The organism is Mesorhizobium sp. BR-1-1-10 (assembly GCF_020165595.1).
In the GTDB taxonomy this organism is placed as follows: Bacteria; Pseudomonadota; Alphaproteobacteria; order Rhizobiales; family Rhizobiaceae; genus Mesorhizobium; species Mesorhizobium australicum.
Window position 1 is genome coordinate 1 of sequence record NZ_JAIUIL010000004.1, and the last position, 23,439, is coordinate 23,439.

General features: G+C 65.3%; 22 protein-coding genes. 6 read left to right on the top strand and 16 right to left on the bottom strand.

Going from position 1 to position 23,439, the window contains the following annotated elements:
* Positions 1-144: 144 nt before the first annotated feature.
* The 3 genes from LB555_RS08800 to LB555_RS08810 are packed head-to-tail and all read left to right on the top strand — an operon-like array spanning position 145 to position 1,767.
* Entirely contained in the window at positions 145-741 is a 597-nt protein-coding gene (locus LB555_RS08800; RefSeq protein WP_224682698.1) for an NADPH-dependent FMN reductase, read from the top strand.
* A gap of 26 nt (positions 742-767) precedes the next feature.
* On the top strand, positions 768-1,451 hold the full coding sequence (gene pyrF / locus LB555_RS08805; RefSeq protein ID WP_224682906.1) for an orotidine-5'-phosphate decarboxylase: 684 nt from the start codon (positions 768-770) through the stop codon (positions 1,449-1,451).
* Between the two features lie 28 nt (positions 1,452-1,479).
* Positions 1,480-1,767: a DUF1330 domain-containing protein gene (locus LB555_RS08810; protein ID WP_140824626.1), complete on the top strand. Its 288-nt coding sequence runs from the start codon at positions 1,480-1,482 to the stop codon at positions 1,765-1,767.
* Here LB555_RS08810 and LB555_RS08815 read toward each other — a convergent pair.
* The 8 genes from LB555_RS08815 to LB555_RS08850 all read right to left on the bottom strand — a co-directional run bounded on the left by LB555_RS08815 (position 1,764) and on the right by LB555_RS08850 (position 11,397).
* Complete coding sequence (locus LB555_RS08815; RefSeq protein ID WP_224682699.1) at positions 1,764-2,828, bottom strand: D-alanine:D-lactate ligase-like protein; 1,065 nt, start codon at positions 2,826-2,828, stop codon at positions 1,764-1,766. The two genes, LB555_RS08810 and LB555_RS08815, sit on opposite strands and share 4 nt — an antisense overlap.
* Before the next feature lie 139 nt (positions 2,829-2,967).
* Complete coding sequence (locus LB555_RS08820) at positions 2,968-3,849, bottom strand: SMP-30/gluconolactonase/LRE family protein (RefSeq protein ID WP_140619798.1); 882 nt, start codon at positions 3,847-3,849, stop codon at positions 2,968-2,970.
* The gene (locus LB555_RS08825; protein ID WP_224599552.1) at positions 3,849-4,487 is read right to left on the bottom strand and encodes a 2-dehydro-3-deoxy-6-phosphogalactonate aldolase; all 639 of its coding nucleotides are present in this window, start codon (positions 4,485-4,487) and stop codon (positions 3,849-3,851) included. The genes LB555_RS08820 and LB555_RS08825 overlap by 1 nt, the downstream gene beginning before the upstream one ends.
* On the bottom strand, positions 4,484-5,443 hold the full coding sequence (locus LB555_RS08830; protein WP_224682700.1) for a 2-dehydro-3-deoxygalactonokinase: 960 nt from the start codon (positions 5,441-5,443) through the stop codon (positions 4,484-4,486). The genes LB555_RS08825 and LB555_RS08830 overlap by 4 nt, the downstream gene beginning before the upstream one ends.
* The gene (locus LB555_RS08835; RefSeq protein WP_224682701.1) at positions 5,440-6,207 is read right to left on the bottom strand and encodes an SDR family NAD(P)-dependent oxidoreductase; all 768 of its coding nucleotides are present in this window, start codon (positions 6,205-6,207) and stop codon (positions 5,440-5,442) included. Before LB555_RS08835 ends, LB555_RS08830 begins: the two co-directional genes overlap by 4 nt.
* Before the next feature lie 169 nt (positions 6,208-6,376).
* Positions 6,377-7,726, bottom strand: coding sequence for a putative bifunctional diguanylate cyclase/phosphodiesterase (locus LB555_RS08840; RefSeq protein ID WP_224682702.1), 1,350 nt, complete (start codon positions 7,724-7,726; stop codon positions 6,377-6,379).
* Between the two features lie 207 nt (positions 7,727-7,933).
* Positions 7,934-10,165, bottom strand: coding sequence for a GtrA family protein (locus tag LB555_RS08845; protein WP_224682703.1), 2,232 nt, complete (start codon positions 10,163-10,165; stop codon positions 7,934-7,936).
* Positions 10,162-11,397 carry a glycosyltransferase family 2 protein gene (locus tag LB555_RS08850; RefSeq protein WP_224682704.1) on the bottom strand — a complete coding sequence of 412 codons (1,236 nt, stop codon included), beginning with the start codon at positions 11,395-11,397 and terminating at the stop codon, positions 10,162-10,164. Before LB555_RS08850 ends, LB555_RS08845 begins: the two co-directional genes overlap by 4 nt.
* Positions 11,398-11,616: 219 nt before the next feature.
* On the opposite strand from LB555_RS08850, the gene gshB reads away from it, so the two are divergent.
* Complete coding sequence (gene gshB, locus LB555_RS08855; protein ID WP_224682705.1) at positions 11,617-12,558, top strand: glutathione synthase; 942 nt, start codon at positions 11,617-11,619, stop codon at positions 12,556-12,558.
* 114 nt (positions 12,559-12,672) lie between these two features.
* On the opposite strand, the gene LB555_RS29285 is transcribed toward gshB, so the two are convergent.
* Positions 12,673-12,804 (bottom strand): hypothetical protein, encoded by a 132-nt coding sequence (locus LB555_RS29285; RefSeq protein ID WP_263488988.1) that lies wholly within the window; start codon positions 12,802-12,804, stop codon positions 12,673-12,675.
* A gap of 114 nt (positions 12,805-12,918) precedes the next feature.
* On the opposite strand from LB555_RS29285, the gene LB555_RS08860 reads away from it, so the two are divergent.
* A complete protein-coding gene (locus LB555_RS08860) occupies positions 12,919-14,451 on the top strand; it encodes a YifB family Mg chelatase-like AAA ATPase (protein ID WP_224682706.1) in 1,533 nt (510 codons plus the stop codon).
* 25 nt (positions 14,452-14,476) lie between these two features.
* Here LB555_RS08860 and LB555_RS08865 read toward each other — a convergent pair whose 3' ends face one another.
* The 6 genes from LB555_RS08865 to LB555_RS08890 form a co-directional block, all read right to left on the bottom strand.
* Complete coding sequence (locus LB555_RS08865) at positions 14,477-15,097, bottom strand: class I SAM-dependent methyltransferase (protein ID WP_224682707.1); 621 nt, start codon at positions 15,095-15,097, stop codon at positions 14,477-14,479.
* 177 nt (positions 15,098-15,274) lie between these two features.
* Positions 15,275-17,458: a malate synthase G gene (locus tag LB555_RS08870; protein ID WP_224682708.1), complete on the bottom strand. Its 2,184-nt coding sequence runs from the start codon at positions 17,456-17,458 to the stop codon at positions 15,275-15,277.
* A gap of 135 nt (positions 17,459-17,593) precedes the next feature.
* Positions 17,594-19,636, bottom strand: a complete 2,043-nt coding sequence (locus tag LB555_RS08875; RefSeq protein ID WP_224682709.1) for a hydantoinase/oxoprolinase family protein — start codon at positions 19,634-19,636, stop codon at positions 17,594-17,596.
* 124 nt (positions 19,637-19,760) lie between these two features.
* Positions 19,761-20,387 carry a CDGSH iron-sulfur domain-containing protein gene (locus LB555_RS08880; RefSeq protein ID WP_015314696.1) on the bottom strand — a complete coding sequence of 209 codons (627 nt, stop codon included), beginning with the start codon at positions 20,385-20,387 and terminating at the stop codon, positions 19,761-19,763.
* A 173-nt stretch (positions 20,388-20,560) separates the two neighbouring features.
* Complete coding sequence (locus LB555_RS08885; protein WP_224524825.1) at positions 20,561-20,932, bottom strand: hypothetical protein; 372 nt, start codon at positions 20,930-20,932, stop codon at positions 20,561-20,563.
* A 117-nt stretch (positions 20,933-21,049) separates the two neighbouring features.
* The gene (locus LB555_RS08890) at positions 21,050-21,286 is read right to left on the bottom strand and encodes a DUF1127 domain-containing protein (RefSeq protein ID WP_224682710.1); all 237 of its coding nucleotides are present in this window, start codon (positions 21,284-21,286) and stop codon (positions 21,050-21,052) included.
* A gap of 235 nt (positions 21,287-21,521) precedes the next feature.
* Here LB555_RS08890 and LB555_RS08895 point away from each other — a divergent pair, with 235 nt between their 5' ends.
* The gene (locus LB555_RS08895) at positions 21,522-23,042 is read left to right on the top strand and encodes a winged helix-turn-helix domain-containing tetratricopeptide repeat protein (protein WP_224682711.1); all 1,521 of its coding nucleotides are present in this window, start codon (positions 21,522-21,524) and stop codon (positions 23,040-23,042) included.
* 32 nt (positions 23,043-23,074) lie between these two features.
* Here LB555_RS08895 and LB555_RS08900 read toward each other — a convergent pair whose 3' ends face one another.
* On the bottom strand, positions 23,075-23,431 hold the full coding sequence (locus LB555_RS08900; protein WP_224682712.1) for a hypothetical protein: 357 nt from the start codon (positions 23,429-23,431) through the stop codon (positions 23,075-23,077).
* Between the last annotated feature and the right edge of the window lie 8 nt (positions 23,432-23,439).

Here is a 23,439-nt window from a genome sequence, read left to right on the forward strand (position 1 = left end):
CTGCCCTACTGCCCTACTGCCCTACTGCCCTACTGCCCTACTGCCCTACTGCCCTACTGCCCTACTGCCCTACTGCCTTTCCCCCCATCCAGCCGTTGATTTGATCGAACCTTGGCTGTACGTGTCCCAGAACAAGGGTGGCCAATGGCAGTGATCCCGAAAATCCTCGTCTTCGCCGGCTCGGTGCGCGGCGGCGCCTATAGCGGCAGGACCGCCGACGTGGCGCAGAAGGAACTTGCGGTGCAAGGTGCCGAGGTGACCCGTATTTCGCTTGCCGATTACCCCTTGCCGATTCTCGACGAGGACCTGGAAAAGGAAAACGGCGTTCCTGAAAACGCCCAGAGGCTGGCGCGGCTGATATCAGCCCATGACGGGCTGCTGATCGCGACGCCCGAATATAACGGTTCGATCCCGCCGCTGCTCAAGAACACGATCGACTGGGTGAGCCGGGTGCGACGGGATGGCGGCCGGTCGGTCAGGCCGCTTGCCGGCAAGGTCGCCGGCCTCTGCTCGTCCTCCAACGGGCACTTCGCCGGCATCCGCTGCATCAACCATTTGCGTGCCGTGCTGGTGCGCTGCCAGATGGAAGTGGTGACACCGGAATGCTCGGTGCCGGAGGGTGGCGACGCCTTCGACGGGGACGGCCATTTCCGTGACGAAAGACTGCACAAATCGATGGAGCACCTATGCCGCACGCTGATCGAAACCTCGCGCATGCTGTCGACCAGGGTCGAGGCGTGACCGCCGCACCCCTGCAGCCTCATTCCATGCAGGAGCGATTGATCGTCGGCCTCGACGTGCCGACCGTGAAGGAGGCCGAGCGAGCGGTGCGCGAGCTCGACGGCGTCGTCTCCTTCTACAAGATCGGCTATCAGCTGGCTTTTGCCGGCGGCCTCGACTTCGCCAGGGAGCTGGCCAGCGGCGGAACGAAAATCTTCCTCGACATGAAGCTGCTCGACATCGACCACACGGTGGCCAAGGGCGTCGAGAACATCGTCAGGATGGGCATGACCATGCTGACCATCCACGCCTATCCCAAGGCGATGCAGGCGGCGGTGGAGGCGGCGCGCGGCAGCGAGCTTTGCCTGCTCGCCGTCAGCGTGCTGACCTCGATGGACGAGCAGGACATGATCGATGCCGGCTATGAATATGACCCGCACACGCTGGTGCTGCGGCGGGCCGAACAGGCGCTCCATGCCGGCATGGGCGGCATCGTCTGCTCGGCCGCGGAAGCCGAAGCGGTGCGCCGCATCGTCGGCCCCGACATGGCGGTGGTGACGCCCGGCATCCGGCCTGTCGGCAGCGACCATGGCGACCAGAAGCGGGTGGTAACGCCGGGGCAAGCGATCCGCAACGGATCCAGCCACCTCGTCGTCGGCCGGCCGATCGTTGCCGCGGCCAGCAAACGCGAGGCGGCCGAGGCCATCCTCGATGAAATGCGCTCGGCCTGAGGTCCCAGATTAAAACCGGAGAACAATCATGCCCAAGGGATACTGGATCGCTCGCGTCGATGTGCGCGACACAGAAGGCTACAAGGACTATGTCGCCGCTTCGAAGCTGGCCTTCGACCGTTTCGGCGGGAAATTCCTGGCGCGCGGCGGTGCGCATGAAAAGGCCGAAGGGCCTGGTCGCGGGCGCAACGTCATCATCGAATTCGAATCGCTTGCGGCCGCGCATGACTGCTACCACTCGCCGGAATATCAGCGCGCGGTGGCCATCCGCCAGAAGGTCGCCGACGGCGAGATCGTGCTGGTCGAAGGGATTTAGGTCCGCGCGGAAAGTCGATTGGCTGCCGTCTCGGCCATGGCGTCGGTAAGGCTCAGCCCCCATTGCCGGCGGCAATAGTCGCGAAAATCGAAGCAAGGCAGGCCAGGACAGACCTCGAACTCGATGAGGTGAGCCGTGTCGTCGGCCTCCACCCTGAGATCTATGGAAAACACATCGCGCAGGCCGAGCCCGATGATCAGCCGTTCGGCGATCCCCCTGATCCTCGCATCGGCCACCGGCTGGCTGTCCGCGACCGCAGCGAGTTCGGGTTCGGCGTATTGCCCGGCAGCCTTCGCCGCCTCGCCGGTCTCGCCATAGAGCGCCAAACTGTCTTCCATGGTCTGGAAATCACCTCCCGACTCGACAAAGGCGACGCCGAGCGCTTCGACGCCGGTATCCGGCATCAGCCCTAGGAAGCTGGCGCGGACGTTGCGGCCGGAGACATAGGGCTGGACCACGACATCGTCGCGATAACAGGCGAAAACACGCCGGCTAAGCTCCAGCGCGTGAGCGAGATCGGTTACGCGCGAATCCGGCCAGATGCCGATCTTGGCGCCGAGCCGGTTGGGCTTGACGAACCAGCCGGCGGCGGAGGCCGGCGCCTCGACCAGCCATTTGCCATCCCGCGCGAGACCGGCCTGCGGCACCGGAAGGCCGAGCGCGCCAAGCACGGCGCCGGAGCGGAACTTGTCCTGGCAGAGCGCGAACAGCGAATCGTCGGCGCCGATGGTGTTGAAACCGCGCAGTCTTGCCAAAGCGGGTGCCGCGCCGCCACGGAAATAGGCGACGCCGTCGGTCAGCGTCCAGACCAGCGCGCTTCGCGGATCCTCACCGTCGAGCACCTTGGCCGCATCGTCGAGCACCACCGGCGCAAAGGACAGGCCGCGCGCCTCGCAGGCGGCGGCCAGCGCATCGAATTCGAGAGCGAGATCGGTCGACTGCGCCAGATAGGACGAGATTTCGGCGGCACGCCGCGATGCATGACCACCGGCGAGCAAGCGGTCGAAACAAGCCTTTTCGGGCTCGTGGACAAGGACCAGTTTCGGCTTGTGCGTTGGCATGATGTGGCGGTTCCCGACGGTGCGATGACCTACCATCGCACGGCCCGCACAATCGGCTTTCGCGAAATCGACGCGCCCCGGGCGCCTGTGTGACAGCGCCAGGATTGCGACCGTAGCCCCGGGTCCGCGTCCGGCAATGTCAGGCGATCAGCACGCGCGGTTCCAGGCGGCCATTGACAGGAATGTCGAGCAGGAAGGTCATGCCGCCCTGCAGGTCGAGCAGACGCTGCTTTTCATTCTTGCCCGACCAGGCCGAGGTCACGGCCAGCCGATCGGCATTCCTGCCGACGAAGGCCGGGCAGGATGGCTGCGTCACCGGCATGGCGACCGTGCGGACGAGCTCGCCGTCCGGCCCATAGGCCTCGATGACGCTGCCACCCCAGACGGCGTTCCACAGGATGCCGTCGCGGTCGAGCACCGAACCGTCGATATAGCCCTTGGCCGAGCGGTGATCGACGAAGATCTTCGGCTCGCCGACGGGCAGGCCGGTCGCCGGATCGCAGGCAACGCGCATCAGCAATCCGGTCGAGGTGTCGGTGTAGTAAGCAAGCGTGCCGTCTGATGAAAAGCAGATCGAGTTCGAGACGGTGATATCCGAAAACAGGCGGCGCAGTTCGCCTTTGAAAAACCAGTAGATCGAGCCCGCGCCCTTCTCCTCGCCCTTGCCCATGGTACCGACCCACAAGGCACCGCAGGGATGGACGCGGGAATCGTTGGAACGGGTGACCGGGTTGTCGGCCTCGATGGCGGTGTGCAGCGTCATTCCGCCGGTGGCGACGTCGCGGACAAAAAGCCCGGTTTCGGTGGCGATCAGCTGTCGCTTGTCATCGATGATGGCGATCGCGCTTGCCATCTGGCCAAGCTCGTGGATTTTCAGCGCGCCGCCTGCCAAGGGCTTTTCCAGGAGCTGGCTGTTGACGATGTCGAACCAGAATAGCGCATCCGTGCCGGGATCGTAACTTGGCCCTTCGCCGAGCTGGCAGACATGATCGGAAAAGACGGAAACGATCGGTTCACTCATCATGCTTCTCCGAATACCGCATCCCAGGCAGTGACGGCTGCGTGGGCGCGCGCCGCCACATCATCGACGCTCATGCCTGGCTTGAACAGGCTGGAGCCGAGCCCGAAGACCGTCACGCCAACCGCCTTGTAGCCGGCAAAGTCCTTTTCCGAAACGCCACCGACCGCGCCGACCAGCGTCTGCGCCGGCAGCACCGCCCGGATCGCGGAAATGCCCGATGCGCCGAGCACGCTGGCGGGGAAGAATTTCAGCGCCGAGGCACCGAGCCGGATCGCCTGGAAGGCCTCGGTGGGAGTGAACACGCCAGGCATGGTGACCATGCCGTAATGCGCGGCGCGGCCCATCACCTCGGCATCGATGTTGGGGCTGACCAGCAGTTGTCCGCCGGCCGCGTGAAGACTATCGACGTCGGCCGCGGTCAGCACCGTGCCGGCGCCGACCAAAGCTGTCTTCGGCAGCACTTGAACAAGCCTGGCGATCGACGAAAACGGCTGGGGCGAATTGAGCGGCACCTCGATAGCCTCGATGCCGGCATCGAACAATGCCTGGCCGATGGCGATCGCCTCGCTTGCCTTGAGGCCGCGCAGGATGGCGACCAGACCGCGCTTAAGTTTTGGAAAGGGTGCGGTCTCGGTCATATGGCGGCTCCACTTCTGGCAATCATGCCATTCTCCCGCGCGGCCTCGATGAGACCGGCGCGTACAGCCTCGTCCGCGTCGACTGTCCGCACACCAAGCCCGGCAAGGCCGAGGGCGGCCTGGTAGAGCCCGGCCAGCGCGCCCGAGGCAATCAGCACGACCGATGTCGCGCCGGCGCCATGCCGGCGCCGGGCAGACGCGATCTCGCCGCCGATCAGCAAGCCGGACAGGCAGGCGGCGGCATCATCGGCCTGGAGGTCCTGGAGCAGGCCGGCGGCGCGGATGGCAAACAGCCGAGAGGTGACATCGCCGCCATCGCCTAGCGCTGTTTCGCACCAGCGGCGGAAGAACGGATTGTCTGGAGCAACCGGGCTTGGATGTTCACCCAGCGAATGGCGCAGGATCGAGTGCGCGGCAAGCACGGAAAACAGCTCGCCCGTCGGCCAGGTACCGAAGCCGGCGACGGCGCCGTCCTCGACCAGCACCCATTTCGAATGCGTGCCGGGCATGCAGACCAGTTCGCGGCCCTTGGCCGGCAGGCCGGCGCCGGCAAGCTGCGTCTCCTCGCCGCGCATGACATCGGGCGCGTCGGCCAGGCGCTGGGCAAGGCCGGGAATGATTCGGATGTCGCGCTTCTGCCCGGGCACCCTAGCGGCGCCGCCGAGAATGGCACCGAGCGGCGACGGAACGCCGACATAGGGCGCCTCCAGCCAGCCCTGGCGGGAGCCAGCCATGCCGCAGATGATGACTGGCAATTCCTCCGGCGCGCCCATCGCTGCCAGATGGCCCTCCAGAACGTTGGCGAAGCCCTTTTCGCGCGCGGTGATCAGGCCATCGTCGCCGCGACGCTCGGCAAGCACCTTGCCGCCGCCGTCGATCAGCCAGGCCCGAAGCCGGGTCGTGCCCCAATCGAGCGCCGCGACTGCCGGCACGCTGCTGGCAAACCCCGGGCTCACAGGAAACCTCCATCGACGATCAGCATCTGCGCGGTCAGCATGCGCGAGGCATCCGAGGCCAGGAACAGCACCGTGCCGACCATGTCGTCCGGCCGCATGACGTCCCTGATGCACTGCTTGGCGACATGGGCGGCAAGCGCCTGTTCGGTGACCCAGAGCTGCTTCTGCCGCTCGGTGATCACCCAGCCGGGCGCGATGGCATTGACGCGGATGCGGTCGGGCCCGAGCTTGCCGGCCAACCCCTTGGTGAGGCCGAGGATGCCGGCCTTGGCGGCGGTGTAGGCCGGCAGGTCGGGATGATTGATCAGATAGGACGTCGAGGTGAAATTGATGATTGAGCCGCCGCCGGCGCGCTTCATGCCCGGCGCCACCGCCTGCGCGGTGAAGAAATGCGGCCGCAGGTTGATCGCCTGATTGTTGTCCCAGAACTCCACCGTCACGTCTTCGATGGCGTGGCGTTCGTCCCAGGCGGCGTTGTTGACCAGCACGGTGACGTCGCCATGCGCTTCGGCCGCCTTCGCGGCGGACGCCCGCAGTGCTTCGATATCGCGCAGATCGGTCCTGAGATAGAGCGGCCGACGGCCGAGCTCTTCCTCGATACGGTCGGCGAGTGCGATGCTGGGCTTGTCGGCGATGTCGATGAAGGCGACCTTGGCGCCCTGGCGCATGAACCCTTCGGTCAATGCCGCGCCGATGCCGGAGCCGCCGCCGGTGATCAGCACCGAAGCGCCTTCGAGGTCGGCAAAACGCGCCGATGGCATCATGATTTTTCGTCTCCCGGGTCAACCGGCGCGCATCCTAGCCAGACACGTCCGGCGGGCAAGGGCGAAAAGACCGATTTCGGGGCTTATGTCTGACAAAAAGGCGATCGCGCCCGCGCTCGACCCCGCCAGGCGGCATCGCCGCATCGCGGGCAGGGCCGAAACCTGCCGCTCAGATCGCCTTGGCGCGCAAGGCGCCACGGAAGGAATCACGGAGGTAGCCCAATGTCGCGTCGGCATCGGCCGGCTTGCCGAACAGATAGCCCTGCCCGCCGGCGCAACCGAACTGGACCAGGCGATGGGCCTGCGCCTCCTCTTCGATGCCTTCGGCGACCACGTCCATGCCAAGCCCTTCGCACATGGCGAGGATGGCGCGGATGATGTGTTCGGACGGCCGGTCGTCGAGAATGGAGGAGACGAAGGCGCGGTCGATCTTGAGCTTGTCGAAATGGAATTCGCGCAGGCGGCCGAGCGAGGACTGGCCGGTGCCGAAATCGTCGAGCGAGACACGAATGCCGACGCGGCGCAGATCCTCGACGATCTGCGCGGCCGAGGCCGGGTCGTTCATCAGGCCGGTCTCGGTGATCTCGATCTCCAGCCGGCGCGGGTCGAAGCCGGTACGGTCGAGGATCGCCAGTATGTGCAGGCCGGTGTTCTGGTCGACGAGCTGCGAGGGCGACAGGTTGAAGGACAGGAACAGGTCTTTCGGCCAGCTCCTGGCGGCCTCCGTGGCCTTGCGCAGCACAAGCTGCGACAACGGGCCGATGATGCCGCGCTCCTCGGCGATGGGGATGAAGACGGTCGGCGGCACCGAGCCGAGGTCGCGGTCTGTCCAGCGCGCCAGCGTCTCGAAGCCGATGGTGCGGCGCGTGGTGAGATCGACGATCGGCTGGAAATGCGGCTCCACCTCGCCGGCCGAGACGGCGCGGCGCAGCGCCTGTTCGATGCGGGTGACGCGCTTGGCGGCCTCCTCCATCTCACGGGTATAGACGACGACGCGGCCGCGACCGGAGCGCTTGGCATGGTAGAGCGCCGTTTCGGCCTTGTTGATGAGGATCTCGGTGGTCTCGTCGCCGGAATAGAACAATGAGCAGCCGACCGAGGCCGAGAGCCTGGCGGTGCGTTCGCCGACATCGTAGGGCGCCGACAGGATCTCGATCAGCATGCGGGATTTTTCGGCCGCCGCCTCCTCCGAGAACACCAGCGGGTAGAGGAAGGCGAATTCGTCGGCGCCGATGCGGCAGACCGTCGAATGGCCGTCCATCGAGGCGCGCAGCCGCATCGCGACCTGGATCAGGATGTCGTCGCCGGCCTTGTGGCCGAACAGGTCGTTGATCGGCTTGAAGCCATCGAGGTCGAGAATCCCGACGGTGAAGGGCGCGGGATCGTCGGAACGGTCGCTGATCAGACGATCGACCTTGTCGAAGAAGCGGCGATGATTGCCAAGCCCGGTCAACGGATCGGTGAACGCCAGATCCGTACTTTCCCTGTTTGCCTGACCGGTGCCAAACGGAGTTTGCATCGGTGTCCCTGTTCGTCCCTGCTTTTGTAGTCGGAATTTATTTCCAGACTGGCAGCAAACCCTTTAGGAAACGTATCCCACGGACCGATTTTTGTGGCCGGAGCATGATCCCGAAAAACGGGGTCCGGCTTTCGCCGTGAGCCGTGCCCAACAGGAAGCCGGACTGCTTCGCGAGCCGGCTATTGGATCCGTCAAACACTTGGATTTTCAGCCGTTTGGCTTGACGCGATACAGTTCCAGGGGGCTGCCCTTGGTCTCCGCCACCGGCTCCAGCCAGTCCGGCACATCGCCGCTCATCAACCTGTCTAAAAATCCGTCCGGCGCCCTGGCCAGGAGCAGGCGGCTTTCCGCATTGCCACGGCAGAGTGCGACAAGGCCGACATGGTGGCTTTCGATGACGGCTTTGGCGTCCGCCTCCGAGCCCAGCCAGGCATCCAGCGCGACCAGATTTCCCGTGACATTGCGGTGGTAGAGCCCAGCGAGCACGCGATGACTGGTAAAGGCCAGAATCGGAGAGCCAAGGTTGGACAGCGAAAGGACTGTCGTGGCCGGCATCCGGCCGAGCGCCGCGAACGATGCCTTGCCGAGGCAAGCCGTGTCTGCGGCCTTGGCACCGGTGGCAGCCGCGTCGGTTTGGAAAGCACTCGACGCCGCCCCGGCAACGCCTGCCCAGATTGCATTTACCGATATCAGCCAGGCTGCGGCCATCCTGAGTAACGAGCCGTTGGACGGACTGGTTTGCGCGCGCTGCCGCCAGCGGGCGATCCATGCCGCAAGCGGGATCACCGCGAAGAGGATGGAGAAGGTCGAGCCGCGAACTTCCCAGGCGCTGACCAGGAACGCCACCACCAGCAGCGAGCCGACAAGGCTGTCCTGCCGACGCCAGCCGTGGCCGATACGGAGCGCCATCAGGATGATGGCCACCAGCGGGGTGGCAAACCGGGCCACCGCCCTGGCCGGATCATCGGTGACGATCTGGAAAATCGGCTGCGCCTCGTCGATATGGCTGAGCCACATCTCCTTCAGGCGCGGATCGATGTTGGCATACGGCGAGGCCAGGCATTGCGGGAACAGGAATACCACGACAGCCGCAATGGCTAGCCCAAGCAGGCCGAGCGAGGCCAGGCGGCCGGCGACGGTGGCACTGGTGGCCTTCCATGAAGCGATGATCGCCAGCCCCGCGCCGGCAAGTCCGGCGACGGCGAACTGCACAATCGAAAATGTGTCGCACTGTGCCTGGGTCCATGCGGATGCCGGGACGGTGGCGACGAAGACGAGAGCCGAAACAGCGGCGACGCCGAGGCCAAAGTCCCTCGCGGTCAGCCTTTCCCGAGCGCCATTGCCAAGGAACAGCAGCGCGACGGCGGCGCCAAGGGTTCCGGCGTAGGGAGCGCTTTCCATGCCGATGGCCACGCTCAGCGTGGCGCAGATGCCCGAAAGCAAGGCGGCCGGCCGCAGCAAGGGAGCCTCGAGCAGCAAGGCAAGGCTCGCCAGGATCAGCATCAGCTGCACATTGTGATGATCCAGCGAACCTGGGGAGAAAATGCCGAGGTAATAGAGCGCGGCGCCACCGACGACGGCGGCGGGCAGGACAGCGTGGCCGCCGGCGAAAGCGCGCGCGGCGCGGATAATGAAGAAGACCGCCAGCCAGAACAGCAGGGCAGGCCAGGCCACCTGCACGACCTGTTCAGCCAGGGCGACGTTGCCCGTCAGGGCCGATACGGCAAGGACGCCAAGGGCCAGTGGCGCGTCGAGCAGCCGCGACCAATGCATGACGAAGCCGCCGTCCAGTCCCATCCTGTACTGGTGCAGGTCGAACCAGCCCTGGCCGGCCAGAAGATCGCGGACCTCGACCAGTTGCAGCAGGCTGTCGTTGTCGCCCGCCGGGTTGGCCAGTTGCGGAAATCCGGTCACGGCAAAGACCGTGAGCGGCACCAGGGCCGCGAGCAGCGCCGCCAGCATGTCCGCCCGCCAGGAGGGACGGGCGGTGTCCTTGGAAGGCATCGCGGCATGTCCAGCGGTCATTTTGCCGGGATAGCCGTGGCCGCGCGCCGGAAACACCCAAAGCCTCGAAACCAGATAACTGATGGTGCTTGTCACGACCGTCGTCAGCGCCGACATCGCGACGGGCGACAGGCCGAAACGCGTCACCGCCACCTGCGAGACGAGGCCGGCAAAAGCGGCGCATCCGGCTTGCAGGGCAAGATAGCGCGGGAACGCGACCTTGTGATCGTGTTCCGCACCGAACGTCCAGCCCCGCTGCGCCCGATAGGCAACGACGAACGCCGTCGCATAAGCGACGGCACTGCCGGCGAACGGCGGAACGCCCAGCGAAACCAGCAGCCACGAGAGCGCGAAAAACAATCCCGCCGCACCGATGCCCACCACCATGAAGCGGAACGCGCGCGCCTGGACAAGCGCCGGCAGCACGTCGGTCATTGTTGCTCGCGTGCCGTCGTTTCCCGCGACAGCCCGGCCTTCAGCCGCTTGACAGGTATCTCCAGCACACCGAGCAGGAATGCCGAAAAGAAGACCTGGAACGAAATGACGATCAGGCTCAAGCCCAGCACGACGATGCGCGGAATTTCGGAATCGTTCAGCGGACCGAAGCCGAGATGGGCCCAGCGGGCCACGGCATAACCGAAGAACAGGAAGCCGGCGGCAAAGCAGATGCCGGCATTGGCGGCGAGACGGTCGGTGCTGATGGTCCTGGTCAGCCAGTCCGATCCGCGGCTTGGCGGCAGGATGCCGGTAATTTCGGCATAGTATCGCGAAATGGCACCGAAGGTGATGAGCTGGATGCCGGTGACGATCATGAAACAGGCGGCGACGAAGGTGTTGAGATCGAGCGAAAGATTGTCGACCACCCGCAAGGGGCCGAACACCAGCAGCGCCGCGAACAGCGTGCCGAGGCCGGAAAGCACCGCCCCTGGAATGAAGAACATCCAGCGCGGATTGTAGACCAGCAGGAATTTGAGGTGCCGCCAGCCGTCGCGCCAGGTCCTGAGATGCGGCGGCCGGCTGCGGCCGTCGGGCTTGAGCGTGGTCGGCACTTCCTCGATACGCAGGCCGGCAAGCGCGCTGCGCACGACCATTTCGCTGGCGAATTCCATCCCGGTGGTCTGCAGATCGAGCTTCCTGATGCTGTCGGCGTTGAAGCCGCGCAGGCCGCAGTGGAAGTCGCCGGTCTTGATGCGGAAGAACAGGCGGCCGACGAAGCTCAGCACCGGATTGCCGAGATAGCGATGCAGAGCCGGCATGGCGCCAGCCTCTATGCCGCCGCGGAAGCGGTTGCCCATGACCAGGTCGGCGCCGCCGCGCAGCCGCGCCACGAATGCCTCCAGTGCACCGAAATCATAGCTGTCATCGGCATCGCCCATGATGATGAAGCGTCCCCTGGCGGCGGCGATGCCGCCCAGAAGGGCCGCGCCATAGCCCTTCTGCGCCACCGGGACGACACGAGCACCGCCTTGCGCGGCGATCTCCCGCGAGCCGTCGGTGCTGCCATTGTCTGCGATCAGCACCTCGCCCGCTATGCCGGATTGGTCGAGAAAGGCCTTGGCCTTGCCGATGCAGACGGCGAGCGTCTCGGCCTCGTTGAGGCATGGCATCAGGATGGTGAGTTCGAGCTGCTGGGTCGAGACTGCGCGGACGGCAGTGAGCGCGTTCATGATCGTCGTTCCATCGGGTGCCCGGCGCTGCGTCAGGTCGGCCGGCTGCATTCGGAGCCTACCGTCGCACGGCAAGGCTTAAGAAAGCGATGATGTCAGTCCTCGTCTTGTCTGCAACCGGCAGGCGCGCCTTGCTGATCCCAACGTTCAAAAGGTCGCGATTGGCAGAACGCGCCGCGACGCTTATATCGCTTGCGTCGACTATGCTGGGGACCTGCCATGAAGTTGAAAATCGCCGTCCAGATGGACCATGTCTCCACCGTGTCGATCGCCGGCGACACCTCGTTCGCCCTGTCGCTGGAGGCGCAGCGGCGCGGTCACCAGCTGTTCCACTACACGCCTGACCGGCTGTCGATGCGCGACGGCAAGGTGTTTGCCCGCGTCGAGGAGATGACGGTGCGCGACGAAAAGGGCAGCCACTATTCGCTGGGCGAAAAGGTGCGCACCGACTTGTCCGAAATGGACGTCGTCCTGCTGCGCCAGGACCCGCCCTTCGACATGAACTACATCACCACGACCCACATCCTCGAGCGCATCCATCCAAAGACGCTGGTCGTCAACGACCCGGCCTGGGTGCGCAACAGCCCGGAAAAGATTTTCGTCACCGAGTTCCCGGACCTGATGCCGGACACGCTGATCACCAAGGATCCGCTCGAAGTCGCCGCCTTCCGCAAGGAATTCGGCGACATCATCGTCAAGCCGCTCTACGGCAATGGCGGCGCCGGCATCTTCCACATGCTTGAAGCCGACCGCAATCTCGCCTCGCTGCTCGAAATGTTCGGCCAGATGTTTCGCGAGCCCTATATCGTGCAGCGTTACCTGAAGGATGTGCGCAAGGGCGACAAACGCATCATTCTGATCGACGGCGAGGCGGTCGGCGCCATCAACCGGGTGCCGGCCGAGCACGACTCCCGCTCCAACATGCATGTCGGCGGCCGCGCCGAGAAGACCGAGTTGACGACACGCGAGCGCGAAATCTGTGCCCGCATCGGGCCGTCGCTGAAAGAGCGCGGCTTCATCCTGGTCGGCATCGACGTCATCGGCGACTACATGACCGAGATCAACGTCACCTCGCCGACCGGCGTGCGCGAGGTCAAGCGCTTCGGCGGCGCCGACATCGCCGGCCTGTTCTGGGACGCGGTGGAGGGGAAGCGGACATAATTTGTTTTCAGTTTGTGTTAACCATGTTCCGCTTTTGCAGCCGGGCACAACCGGCGCGCAACCTGGGCGGCTACCGGTTGCGCCAATGTTCCCGATTTGATCAAGGGTGGCGCCTCAAAGCCGGCGCTGTTCGCGCTCCCTGACGTCAGCCGTCTGGGCCAGGACCCAATCTCGGAACAGCTTGATCTTAGGCGTGTTGCGGCGGCTTTCGGAATGCACCGGCCAGTAGCCGCTCCATGCGCTCACCTCACTTGTTCCTGTAATGTTCTTGCCCTGGGCTGAAATCTGTGGTTGTCTTGCGTTGACGTCGCTCGCGGCCTGTTCACAGAGGCAAGGGCGAGCCGGCATCGGGGGCAGACAATGGTGGCGCGGGTTCGTACGGTTGCTTTCCAGGGCATCGAGGCAGTGCCGGTCGACGTGCAGGTGATGATCGCGCCCGGCAAGGTCAACATGCATATCGTCGGCCTGCCAGACAAGGCGGTGGCGGAAAGCCGCGAGCGGGTGCAGGCGGCATTGCATGCGTCGGGCCTGTCGATGCCGTCGAAGAAGGTGACCGTCAATCTGGCGCCCGCCGATCTGCCGAAGGAAGGCAGCCACTACGATCTGCCGATCGCGCTCGGCTTGATGGCAGCCCTTGGCGCCATTCCGGGCGACATGCTGGCTGGCTATGTCGTGCTGGGCGAGCTGTCGCTCGACGGTACGATCACCGCCGTTGCCGGTGCCTTGCCGGCGGCGATCGGCGCCAATGCCGAAGGCAAAGGGCTGATCTGTCCCTTCGCTTGCGGGCCGGAAGCGGCCTGGGCGGGGCGGGAATTCGACATTCTCGCGCCCCGCAGCCTGATTGCGATCGCCAATCATTTTCGCGGCACGCAGGTGCTGTCGCGCCCGGAGGCCGGCATCCGCGCGGCGGCGCGCGACCTGCCCGACCTTGCCGACATCAAGGGCCAGGAGACGGCGAAGCGGGCGCTGGAAGTGGCGGCCGCCGGCGGACACAATCTGCTCATGATCGGTCCGCCAGGCTCAGGCAAATCGATGCTGGCGCAGCGCCTGCCGTCGATCCTGCCGCCACTGGCGCCGAAGGAACTGCTCGAAGTCTCGATGATCGCCTCGGTGGCCGGCGAGCTCGGCGAAGGCAAGCTGACCGACCGGCGGCCGTTCCGCGCCCCGCACCATTCGGCCTCGATGGCGGCGATGGTGGGCGGCGGCATACGCGCGCGGCCAGGCGAGGTGTCGCTCGCTCATCACGGCGTGCTGTTCCTCGACGAGTTCCCCGAATTCACGCCGCAGACGCTCGATGCGCTGCGCCAGCCGCTTGAAACCGGCGACTGCATGATCGCACGGGCCAACCATCGCGTCACCTATCCGGCTCGCATCCAGCTGGTGGCGGCGATGAACCCGTGCCGCTGCGGCATGGCCGGCGAACCGGGTTATCGCTGCCTGCGCGGCGATCGTTGCCGCACCGATTACCAGGCGCGCATTTCAGGTCCGCTGCTCGACCGCATCGATCTCAGGATCGAAGTGCCGGCGGTCTCGGCCAGCGACCTGATCCGGCCGGATCGAGCGGAAAAGAGCGCCGACGTGGCGTTGCGCGTGGCGCGTGCCCGCACCATCCAGCGCGAGCGTTTCGAGCGGCTCGGCGTCAACAGCGCTACCACCAACGCGCATTGTTCTCCAGCCGTCATCGAGACGATCGCCATGCCCGACGCCGCAGGCCTGTCGCTGCTCAAGGATGCCAGCGAAAAACTCGCCTTTTCGGCGCGGGCCTACCACCGGGTGCTCAAAGTGGCGCGCACGCTCGCCGACCTCGACGCCAGCGAATGTGTCGGCCGCATCCATCTGGCCGAGGCGATTTCCTATCGCATGAGTTCGGAGCGCATGGCGCAGGCGGCGTAGCCGCGTTCCGCGCAGCTCCGGTTAGCTATCGCAAGGTCGCGATGAAATGCAGGCGACGGTCGAAAAACACGCTGGCCGGGAACGGATAGAGCGACAGCTTCTCACGCCAGGTGCGGGGTGTGATGCCCGCGGCGGCAAAAATGGTGTCCCACTCGGCCTTGGAGAGATAGTTGTAAGGCAGGCGCACGTTGTGCCCCTTGTTGCCCACCCAATCCATGAAACGAAGCGTCTGGTAGGCCGCGAAGCCTTCGCGCAGGTGATCCTTGATGACAACGCCCTTGCGCGCCACCCGGGCCGCCTCGCGCACGAGATGGCCCGGGTGGTCGGCATGATGCAGCACATCGACAATCGTCACCCAGTCATAGGAGCCATTCGCGGCGGGAATGGTGCTGCCATCGAACAGTTCTACCGGGATATGGGTTTGCGGCCTGATCAGCACGTCAATGCCGCGAAACGTCAGCCCCGGCTTTTTTTCCATGATCGCCTTGGCGATGGAGCCGTCGCCGCAGCCGAGATCGAGAACGGTGCCGGCCGGGCCCAGTTCGTCGGCCAGCCGGTCGGACAGGATGCGCACGCGGCGCTGGAAAACCGCCCGGTCATGGACGGAATTCAACAGTTTCTTTTCGATCGCCATCGTGTTGGCCATGCCAATGCTCCCGAGCCTTCCAGCCAGCACTAACTGAAAAAAGCAAAGGAACCGTATCCAGCCATAAGAGCCTGCCGCCTTCGGCACGACATTGCCGCTGGGGCTGACGCCGCCGTCTTCGCCGCTCGATGGCCGACTACGCGGACCGGCGACATCCAGTCGGCGCTCCAAACCCTTTCAACGTGGCATCGCCCTACCTTGACGGGCCTTCAACTCCAGCCTGCGCTTGTGCAGCACAGGCTCGGTGTAGCCGTTGGGCTGGCTTGTTCCCTTGAACACCAGGTCGCAGGCGGCCTGGAAGGCGATGGAAGCGTCGAAGTCGGCGGCCATCGGCCGGTAGAGCGGGTCGCCGACATTTTGCAGATCGACAATTGCCGCCATGCGCCGCAAGGAATCCATTACCTGGATTTCCGAGCAGACCTTGTGGCGCAGCCAGTTGGCGATGTGCTGCGAGGAAATGCGCAGCGTGGCGCGGTCTTCCATCAGGCCGACATCGTTGATGTCGGGAACCTTGGAGCAGCCGACGCCCTGGTCGATCCAGCGCACGACATAGCCCAGAATGCCTTGGGCATTGTTGTCGAGTTCGCGCTGGATCTCGTCGGGCGTCCAGTTCGGCCGCACGGCCACCGGCACCGACAATATGTCGTCGAGCTTGGCCTTGGGCCGGCTCTTCAGCGCCGCCTGGACCGCATGGACATCGACCTTGTGATAGTGCGTGGCGTGCAGCGTCGCCGCCGTTGGCGATGGCACCCAGGCGGTGTTGGCGCCGGCCTTGGGGTGGGCGATCTTCTCGGCCAGCATCGCGGCCATCAAGTCGGGCATCGCCCACATGCCCTTGCCGATCTGGGCGTGGCCGGCGAGCCCGCATTCCAAGCCCGTGTCGACGTTCCAGGCCTCATAGGCGGAAATCCAGGCGGCCTGCTTCATGTCACCCTTGCGGATCATCGGGCCGGCTTCCATCGAGGTGTGGATCTCGTCGCCGGTGCGGTCGAGGAAGCCGGTGTTGATGAACACCACGCGCTCCCTCGCGGCGCGGATCGCTTCCTTGAGGTTGATTGTGGTGCGCCGCTCCTCGTCCATGATGCCCATCTTGATGGTGTTCCGGGCCATGCCGAGCAGGGCTTCGACACGATCGAACATCTCGACGGCGAAGGCGACTTCCTCCGGGCCATGCATCTTGGGTTTCACGACATACATCGAGCCGGCGCGAGAGTTCATCCGCCGTCCCTTCGGCCCGACATCGTGCAGCGCGATCAGGGCCGTCATCGCCGCGTCCATGATGCCTTCCGGCACCTCGTTGCCGTCGCGGTCCAGGATTGCCGGATTGGTCATCAGGTGGCCGACATTGCGCACCAGCATCAACGAGCGGCCAGGCACTGTCACCGTGCCGCCGGCAGGGGCGATGTAGGCGCGGTCGGGGTTGAGCTTGCGGACGAAACTCTTGCCGCCCTTGCTGATTTCTTCGGCGAGGTCGCCCTTCATCAGGCCGAGCCAATTGCGGTAGACCACGACCTTGTCCTCGGCATCCACGGCCGCGACCGAATCCTCGCAGTCCTGGATGGTGGTCAGCGCCGATTCCAGGATGACGTCGGCAATGCCAGCCGGATCGGTGCGGCCGATCTGGTTGTCGCGGTCGATGACGATCTCGACATGCAGCCCGTTTTTCACCAGGAGCACGGCTTGCGGATTGGCGGCGTCGCCGCGATAGCCGACGAATTGCCTGGGATCGGCCAGCGTCGTCGAGCCGGCGCCGGCGCTGAGCTTCAGGGCGGCGTTGGCAATCGACAGGCCGTTGACCCCTGCCCATTTGCCCGAGGTGAGCGGCACCGACTGGTCGAGAAAGTCCTTGGCCCAGGCGATGACCTTGGCGCCGCGCGCCGGGTTGAAGCCCTTGCCCTTCTCAGCGCCATCCGTTTCGGGGATGGCGTCCGTGCCATAGAGCGCGTCATAGAGCGAGCCCCAGCGTGCATTGGCGGCGTTGAGCGCATAGCGCGCATTCATCACCGGCACCACCAGCTGCGGTCCGGCCACGACCGCGATTTCCGGGTCGACATTGTCGGTCGAGACGCTGAAGGCCGGCCCTTCCGGCACGAGATAACCGATCTCCTTCAGGAACGCCTTGTAAGCGTTCATGTCGATGGGCGCGCCATTGTCGCGATACCAGCCATCGAGCTTTTCCTGCATGGCATCGCGTTTTGCCAGCAGCGCCCGGTTCCTGGGCGCCAGATCATGGACGATGACCGAGAACCCGTCCCAGAAACGCGCCGCTTCGATGTCGAGGCCGGGCAAAGCTTGGTCGACGACGAAGTCATGCAGCTCGCGGGCAATGCGCAATCCGGCGATCTCGATGCGATCGGTCATCAGGCTACTCCAGATGAAAGGCTTTGCGGGCGTTTGGCATGTCAGGGGTGCAGGGTCAATTCAGCTTAGGGTGTAGGTGGGGCATTTTGGGCGGTTGGCCAATCTCCCCGAGGAGGGCGGAGATGCTCTTCTTCCTCAAACCGCGATCCTCGGCCTGCCCGAGGCCACCGCCACGATATGCGCTTCGATGAACATGCGCTGCGCTTCGACAGTCGAGACCCGGAACTCCGTCGCCACATCGATCTCGGCGCTGTCGGTGCCGGCATCAAGAGCCCGCTGGGCGACAATGGCGCGCACATCGGCCTCGGCGGCCGCGATCGCCGCCGCCTCGTCGAGGAAATCGCGCACCATCTCACCCGAGGCAAGCCGGAACAGGCCTTCCTTGGGTTGGCTGACGCGGGCCTCCGCCGAAACCCTGACCTGGCCGACGACGGCGCCGAGCGCGTTGGCGACGTCGGTATCCCGGGGCACGACGCAGTCATTGCCGACCAAGGGCGCCAGGCCGGCATAGTGCAGCGGCGCCGAAGCGCCGAGCCCGATGACCGGCCGGTCGAGCGCGACGCTGAGGCGGGCGATGCCGGGGTGAGCGTCGACGGCGCGCTGCACCAGCGCGTGCGCCACCGTCGCCGCGCCGTCGAGCCCGTCCTCGGCAAAAGCGGTTTCCAGGATGTATTCGGCCGACCAGCGCGTCAGGGTCAAGAGCACCCGTTCAGAGATCACTTCCGGCGAGGCCGCGATCGCCTGGCCACGGCCGTCGCGCCTGCGGGCGAACAGTTCGGCGCCAAGGCGGGCGGCGGCGGCATCCCAGTTCGCCTGTTTGCCAAGCACGTGCGCGGCGTCCGACGGGGTGAAGCCCGAGATATGCACCAGCCCGCGCGAGACCAGCCGGTTCAGCGTGGCATTCTGGGCATTCGAGGTCAGCAGCCTGTCGAGGGCAAGCGGCGTCGCGCCGATCGCTTCGTAGAGCTTTGCCTCGGGGGCGGTCAGCCCTGCGGCAAGCCTGTCGGGCACGCCGGTGCGGACCGCGAAGCGGCCATCCATGCGGCCTGTGTTGGGCGCGCGCAACTGGCGTTCGAGTTCTGCGGTCACCGCCTCGCCATGCGCCATGCCGGACAGCGCCAGCGGCACCAGGCGGCGCGGCCCGAGCAGGATTTTCGGATTGAGCGCGCCGTCCTCGAGCATCACTTCGGAATCGCCGCCGAGGCCGAAAGTGCGCATCGCGACCGCCTCGACCATGGTGCGGAAACCGCCGACGGTGGCGCCTTCCGGATCGAGCCGCGGCCGGCCGCCATCGAGCACGGCAACGTCGGTGGTGGTGCCGCCAATGTCGGAGACCACCGCGTTGTCGAGCCCGGTCATGTGGCGGGCGCCGACCAGGCTGGCGGCGGGGCCGGAGAGGATCGTCTCGATCGGCCGCTGGCGGGCAAACGCCGCCGAAACCAGCGCGCCATCGCCGCGCACCACCATCAACGGAGCGGCGATGTTGCGGGCCTGAAGGAACCCCTCCGTCGCCGCCACCAGCCGGTCAATCATCGAGATCAGCCTGGCATTGAGCAGCGTGGTGAGCGCCCGGCGCGGACCGCCAAGCTTGGCCGACAGCTCATGGCTCGCCGTAACCGGCAGGCCGGTCCTGTCGCGGATCAGCTCGCGGGCGGCGATCTCGTGCGCCGGATTGCGGGTGGCAAAATAGGCACAGACGGCAAAGCCGGACACCGACACGCCGAGTTCCGGCAGCATCGCCTCCAGCCCGGACAGGTCGAGCTTGGCGGCATTGCCATGCACATCATGGCCGCCCGCGCAAAACACCACTGGGTCGGTGCCGAGTGCCGTCTTCAAGCCGTCGCGGGCAAGATCGGCCTCGGAAAAGCCGATCATGACCAGAGCCACGCGGCCGCCCTGGCCCTCGACCAGCGCATTGGTTGCGAGCGTCGTCGACATCGAGACCAGTTTGATATCGGCCGGATTGGTGCCCGCCTTTTCCAGCACAGCATCGACGGCGCCCGAAATGCCGACGGCCAGATCATGCCGCGTGGTCAGCGCCTTGGCCTTGGCCAGCACCTTGCCCTTGTTCGGCCCCTCCCGTGGACCTTCGGTCTCGGACCACAACACGGCATCGGTGTAGGTGCCGCCGGTGTCGATGCCGAGGAAGAGAGGGGCAGACTTGGTCTTGGCGGTCATTTTGGGCGAAAGTCCGGGCAGATTGTTTGGTTGCCTGCCCTTAGCCGATACCGGCTTGCGGATAAAGCCGGGAGAGATAGGCCACAAGCGATCTCCCCCCTCGTGGGGGAGATCGGCTACCCATCTATCCCACAAACCCAACCTTCTTGTGGCTGCCATCGCAGAACGGCTTGTTGGCCGAGTGGCCGCAGCGGCACAGGAAGACCTTTGTGGTGCGGTCGATCGTGTGGCCGGTGCCGGTGACGATCTCGACATTGCCTTCGAGCTTGAGCGGGCCGTTCGTGGTCGGCGTCGCCTGCAGCGGTCCGTCGCGGACCTCCAGCGCCGGCGTGTCCTTCAGCGCCGGTTCTCCGGTGGCGGCAAAGCCCGCCTTGATATGGCTGTTGTCGCAGAACGGCTTGTTCTGGGAGGCGCCGCAGCGGCAAAGCGTGGCGCGGAAAAACGTCTCGGCGCCAAGCACGATCTCGGCATGCACCGCCAGCGGGCCGTTTTCGCGCAGCCGCACGGTGTTGACCACGGGCGGCTTTTCCGGCGGGCCGCCATCCTTGCGCGCATAGGTGATCGCGCCCGAGGGGCAGTTCTCGGCCAGTGCGACGATCTTCTCGACGCTGGCCGCCTCGGGATGGATCCACTGGCCCGGCGCGTTGGGCACGAAGACATGCGGGTCGCCGAGCACGCAATTGCGCGAATGGATGCAGCGCTTGCCGGAAAACCCGACGTCGATTTTTTCGCCCTCGACCGTGCCGGCCATCGCGGTGCTCCTGTTGCCTGGAGTACGCCGCTCCTGAATGCACAGGCGCGGCGTGCCCTTGGTATGGTCTTGTTTCGACGCATGTCGTCGCGCCAAAACCGGAAGCCGGTTTTGGGCGGCATGCATGGCCAAGCTATGGCTCGAACAGGAAAACCGTCAAGCTGGCAAACCGGTCAGGGGACCAGGTCGATCTCCTCGGTCTCGCCGCCGCTGCAGGTGTAGCAGCAATCCTCGCATTTTTCCTTGTTGCCGGGGCCGACGCCCCAATATGTACCCTCGTCGCCATCGACCCAGGCCCCGTAGCAGATCGATTCGCCTTCGTTGCAGGAAATCGGCAGCTGCTTGGTCTCGCCGTCGTCGAGATAGAAATCCTTGCCACTGCCGGGCCAGACATAGTCGCGGTCCTGGCTATAGAGTTCCAGACGCATGGCATTGGGATGGCTGTTCTTGACAGCGAAGGTGACGTCGCCGGCCTGGGCGGCTGGTACAAACAGGACAGCAAGCGAAAACGCGGCGGCGAGCCGGCGCGCGAATGTGAACGACATGGAAAACCCCCGATGTAGAATCGGCCCCCACGGCCGATAGGGGATCATGGCACGACACGGCCCGCCGCTAAAGGGATGATGCCGGCGATTGTTTCCAGATCGTCGCGGCATTTCGCCTTAGCGCTGCCAGAATGGCAGCTTGGCGATCTCAGCCTTGGCCTGCAATTGCGTCAGGCCAATATCGTCGATCAGATGCGGACTGACCTCGGACATTCGCTTGAGGTCCCAGCGAAAGCGTGTCCGCTCGCGCCAGCTTGCCACCATGCTTCGCAGGGAGCGCGGACGCGACGATCGTTGGACGGGCACACCCGGCCGCACTGCCCGATGCTGGACCGATGCGATTGTATTGTTCATGGCAACCTCCATTGGGTTTGGCGGCCCACACCGTTGGGAACCGTGGACCTCACCCGGAAAGAGATTGAATTCTGCAGGATACGAGCGGCGCCGTAATTAAGCCCTCCCAAATAGTTCTCAAAAGTTCCAAACTTGCGCTAACTCTTTGTTTTGACGCCACTCTCGGGAGGGCTAGCCCCGCGTTTTCTGGCGAAACCGCTTCGCACTTTTCCCGGAATTGTCTATAGATGCGCCAATGCAGGGAGAGCGCTTCGCCTTTGGTCCGTTCGTGCTTGATCCGGGTGCGGGAACGCTGCTTCGGAACGACGATCCCGTCGCCGTCGGCTATCGCGGGCTGAAGCTGCTTGCGGCGCTCGTCGCAAAACCCGGCGAAATCTTGGGAAAAGCCGAACTGATGGACGCGGCGTGGCCGGGCGCGGCCGTCGAGGAAGGCAACCTCACCGTCCAGATCGCGCAGCTGCGCAAGCTGCTCGGCCGGCCTGGCATTGAGGGTGAAGGGGGCGGGGAATGGATCACGACCGTTCCGCGCGTCGGCTATCGTTTCACGGGGGCCGTGAAACAGCTCGCCGGCGCCAAGCCAAAACCCTTGCCGCTGCCGGACAAGCCTTCGATAGCGGTGCTGCCCTTCGTCAATTTCAGCAACGATGCCGGGCAGGACTCTTTCTGCGACGGCTTGACCGAAGACCTGATCACCGACCTGTCGAGGATCTCCGGCCTGTTCGTCATCGCGCGCAATTCGACCTTTGCCTACAAGGGAAAGGCAATGGACGTGCGCGCGATCGCCCGGGAACTCGGCGTTCGTTATCTGCTGGAGGGCAGCGCGCGGCGCGATGCGGGGCGGGTGCGCATCAACGCGCAGCTGGTCGACGCGGCGAGCGGCGACCATCTATGGGCGGAACGCTTCGACCGCGGCCTGGACGATATCTTTGCCGTCCAGGACGAGGTGACCGCCAAGATCGTGGAGGCGCTGCTCGGCCGGCTGCGCGCACCGCCGCCACGCAACCGGCCCGCCAATCTCGACGCCTACGACCTGTGCGTGCGGGCGCGCAAGCTGATCGATGATTCGCCGCAGACCGCACGGGAAGCGCATCTGATGCTGACGCGCGCGGTTGCGCTCGATCCCCACTACGCCGAGGCCTATCGCTGGCTTGCCATGAACCACTGGATGGGATGGGTGCATTGGGGCGAGCCTATCGACCCTAACCGCCGCATTGCCCTGGAGCTGGCGCGCAAGGCGGTCGCGATCGATCCCAACGATGCCGGGTGCCACTGGGTGCTCGGCAATTTGCTTGCCTATGAGCATGAGTTCGCCGAGTCGGAGGCCGAATTCTCCAAGGCGTTCGAACTCGACCCGAACGAGGCCGATGCCTGGGCGACATTGTCCGACATAACGACCCTGGCCGGGCGGGTCGAGGAGGCCCTGGAGCAAATCCGCAAGGCGTTCCGGCTGAACCCGTTTCCACCGAGCTGGTACTATCTGACGCTCGGCCAGGCGCAATATGCGGCGCGCGACTACGCAGGCGCCGTCGAGACGCTGCGCCGGGACGAGACCTACCGCACCAGTTCACGCCGCTTCCTGGCGGCAAGCCTTGCGCAACTTGGCCGGCTCGAGGAGGCGCGCACGGAGGTGGAACTGTTCCTCGTCGGCAACCCGCATTTCACGACCCGCCATTGGGTCTGGACGGAGCCCTTCCGCGACGACGCGACGCGCGAGCACTTCGTCGATGGCTTTGGCAAGGCCGGCCTTCCCGACTGACGCGCCGGGGTGGCTCCTGCACCGAAGCGCCGCTACGGCACCAGGTCGATGGTTTCGGTCGTGTGCTCCACGCAGATGAAGCAGCAGGCATCGCAAGGCTGGTCGTTGTCTGGCCCGACGCCGGCGGAAATCTTGTCATTGCCGTCGACCCAGGCGCCATAGCAGATGCGTTCGCCCTCATTGCAGGAGATCGGCACTGATTTCTGCGAGCCCGGATCGACAACGAACACCTTGTCGTTGCCCGGCCAGACGGTCTCGCGATCGCGGCTGAACAGCTCGACCGCGACCCCCTCCTTGCGCAGGTTCTTGACGAAAAAGGCCATGTCGGCGGCCTCGGCCGAATTGGCCAGGACCAGTGCCGCCAGCGCAAGCATGCGAAACAGCGTCACCGCCGATC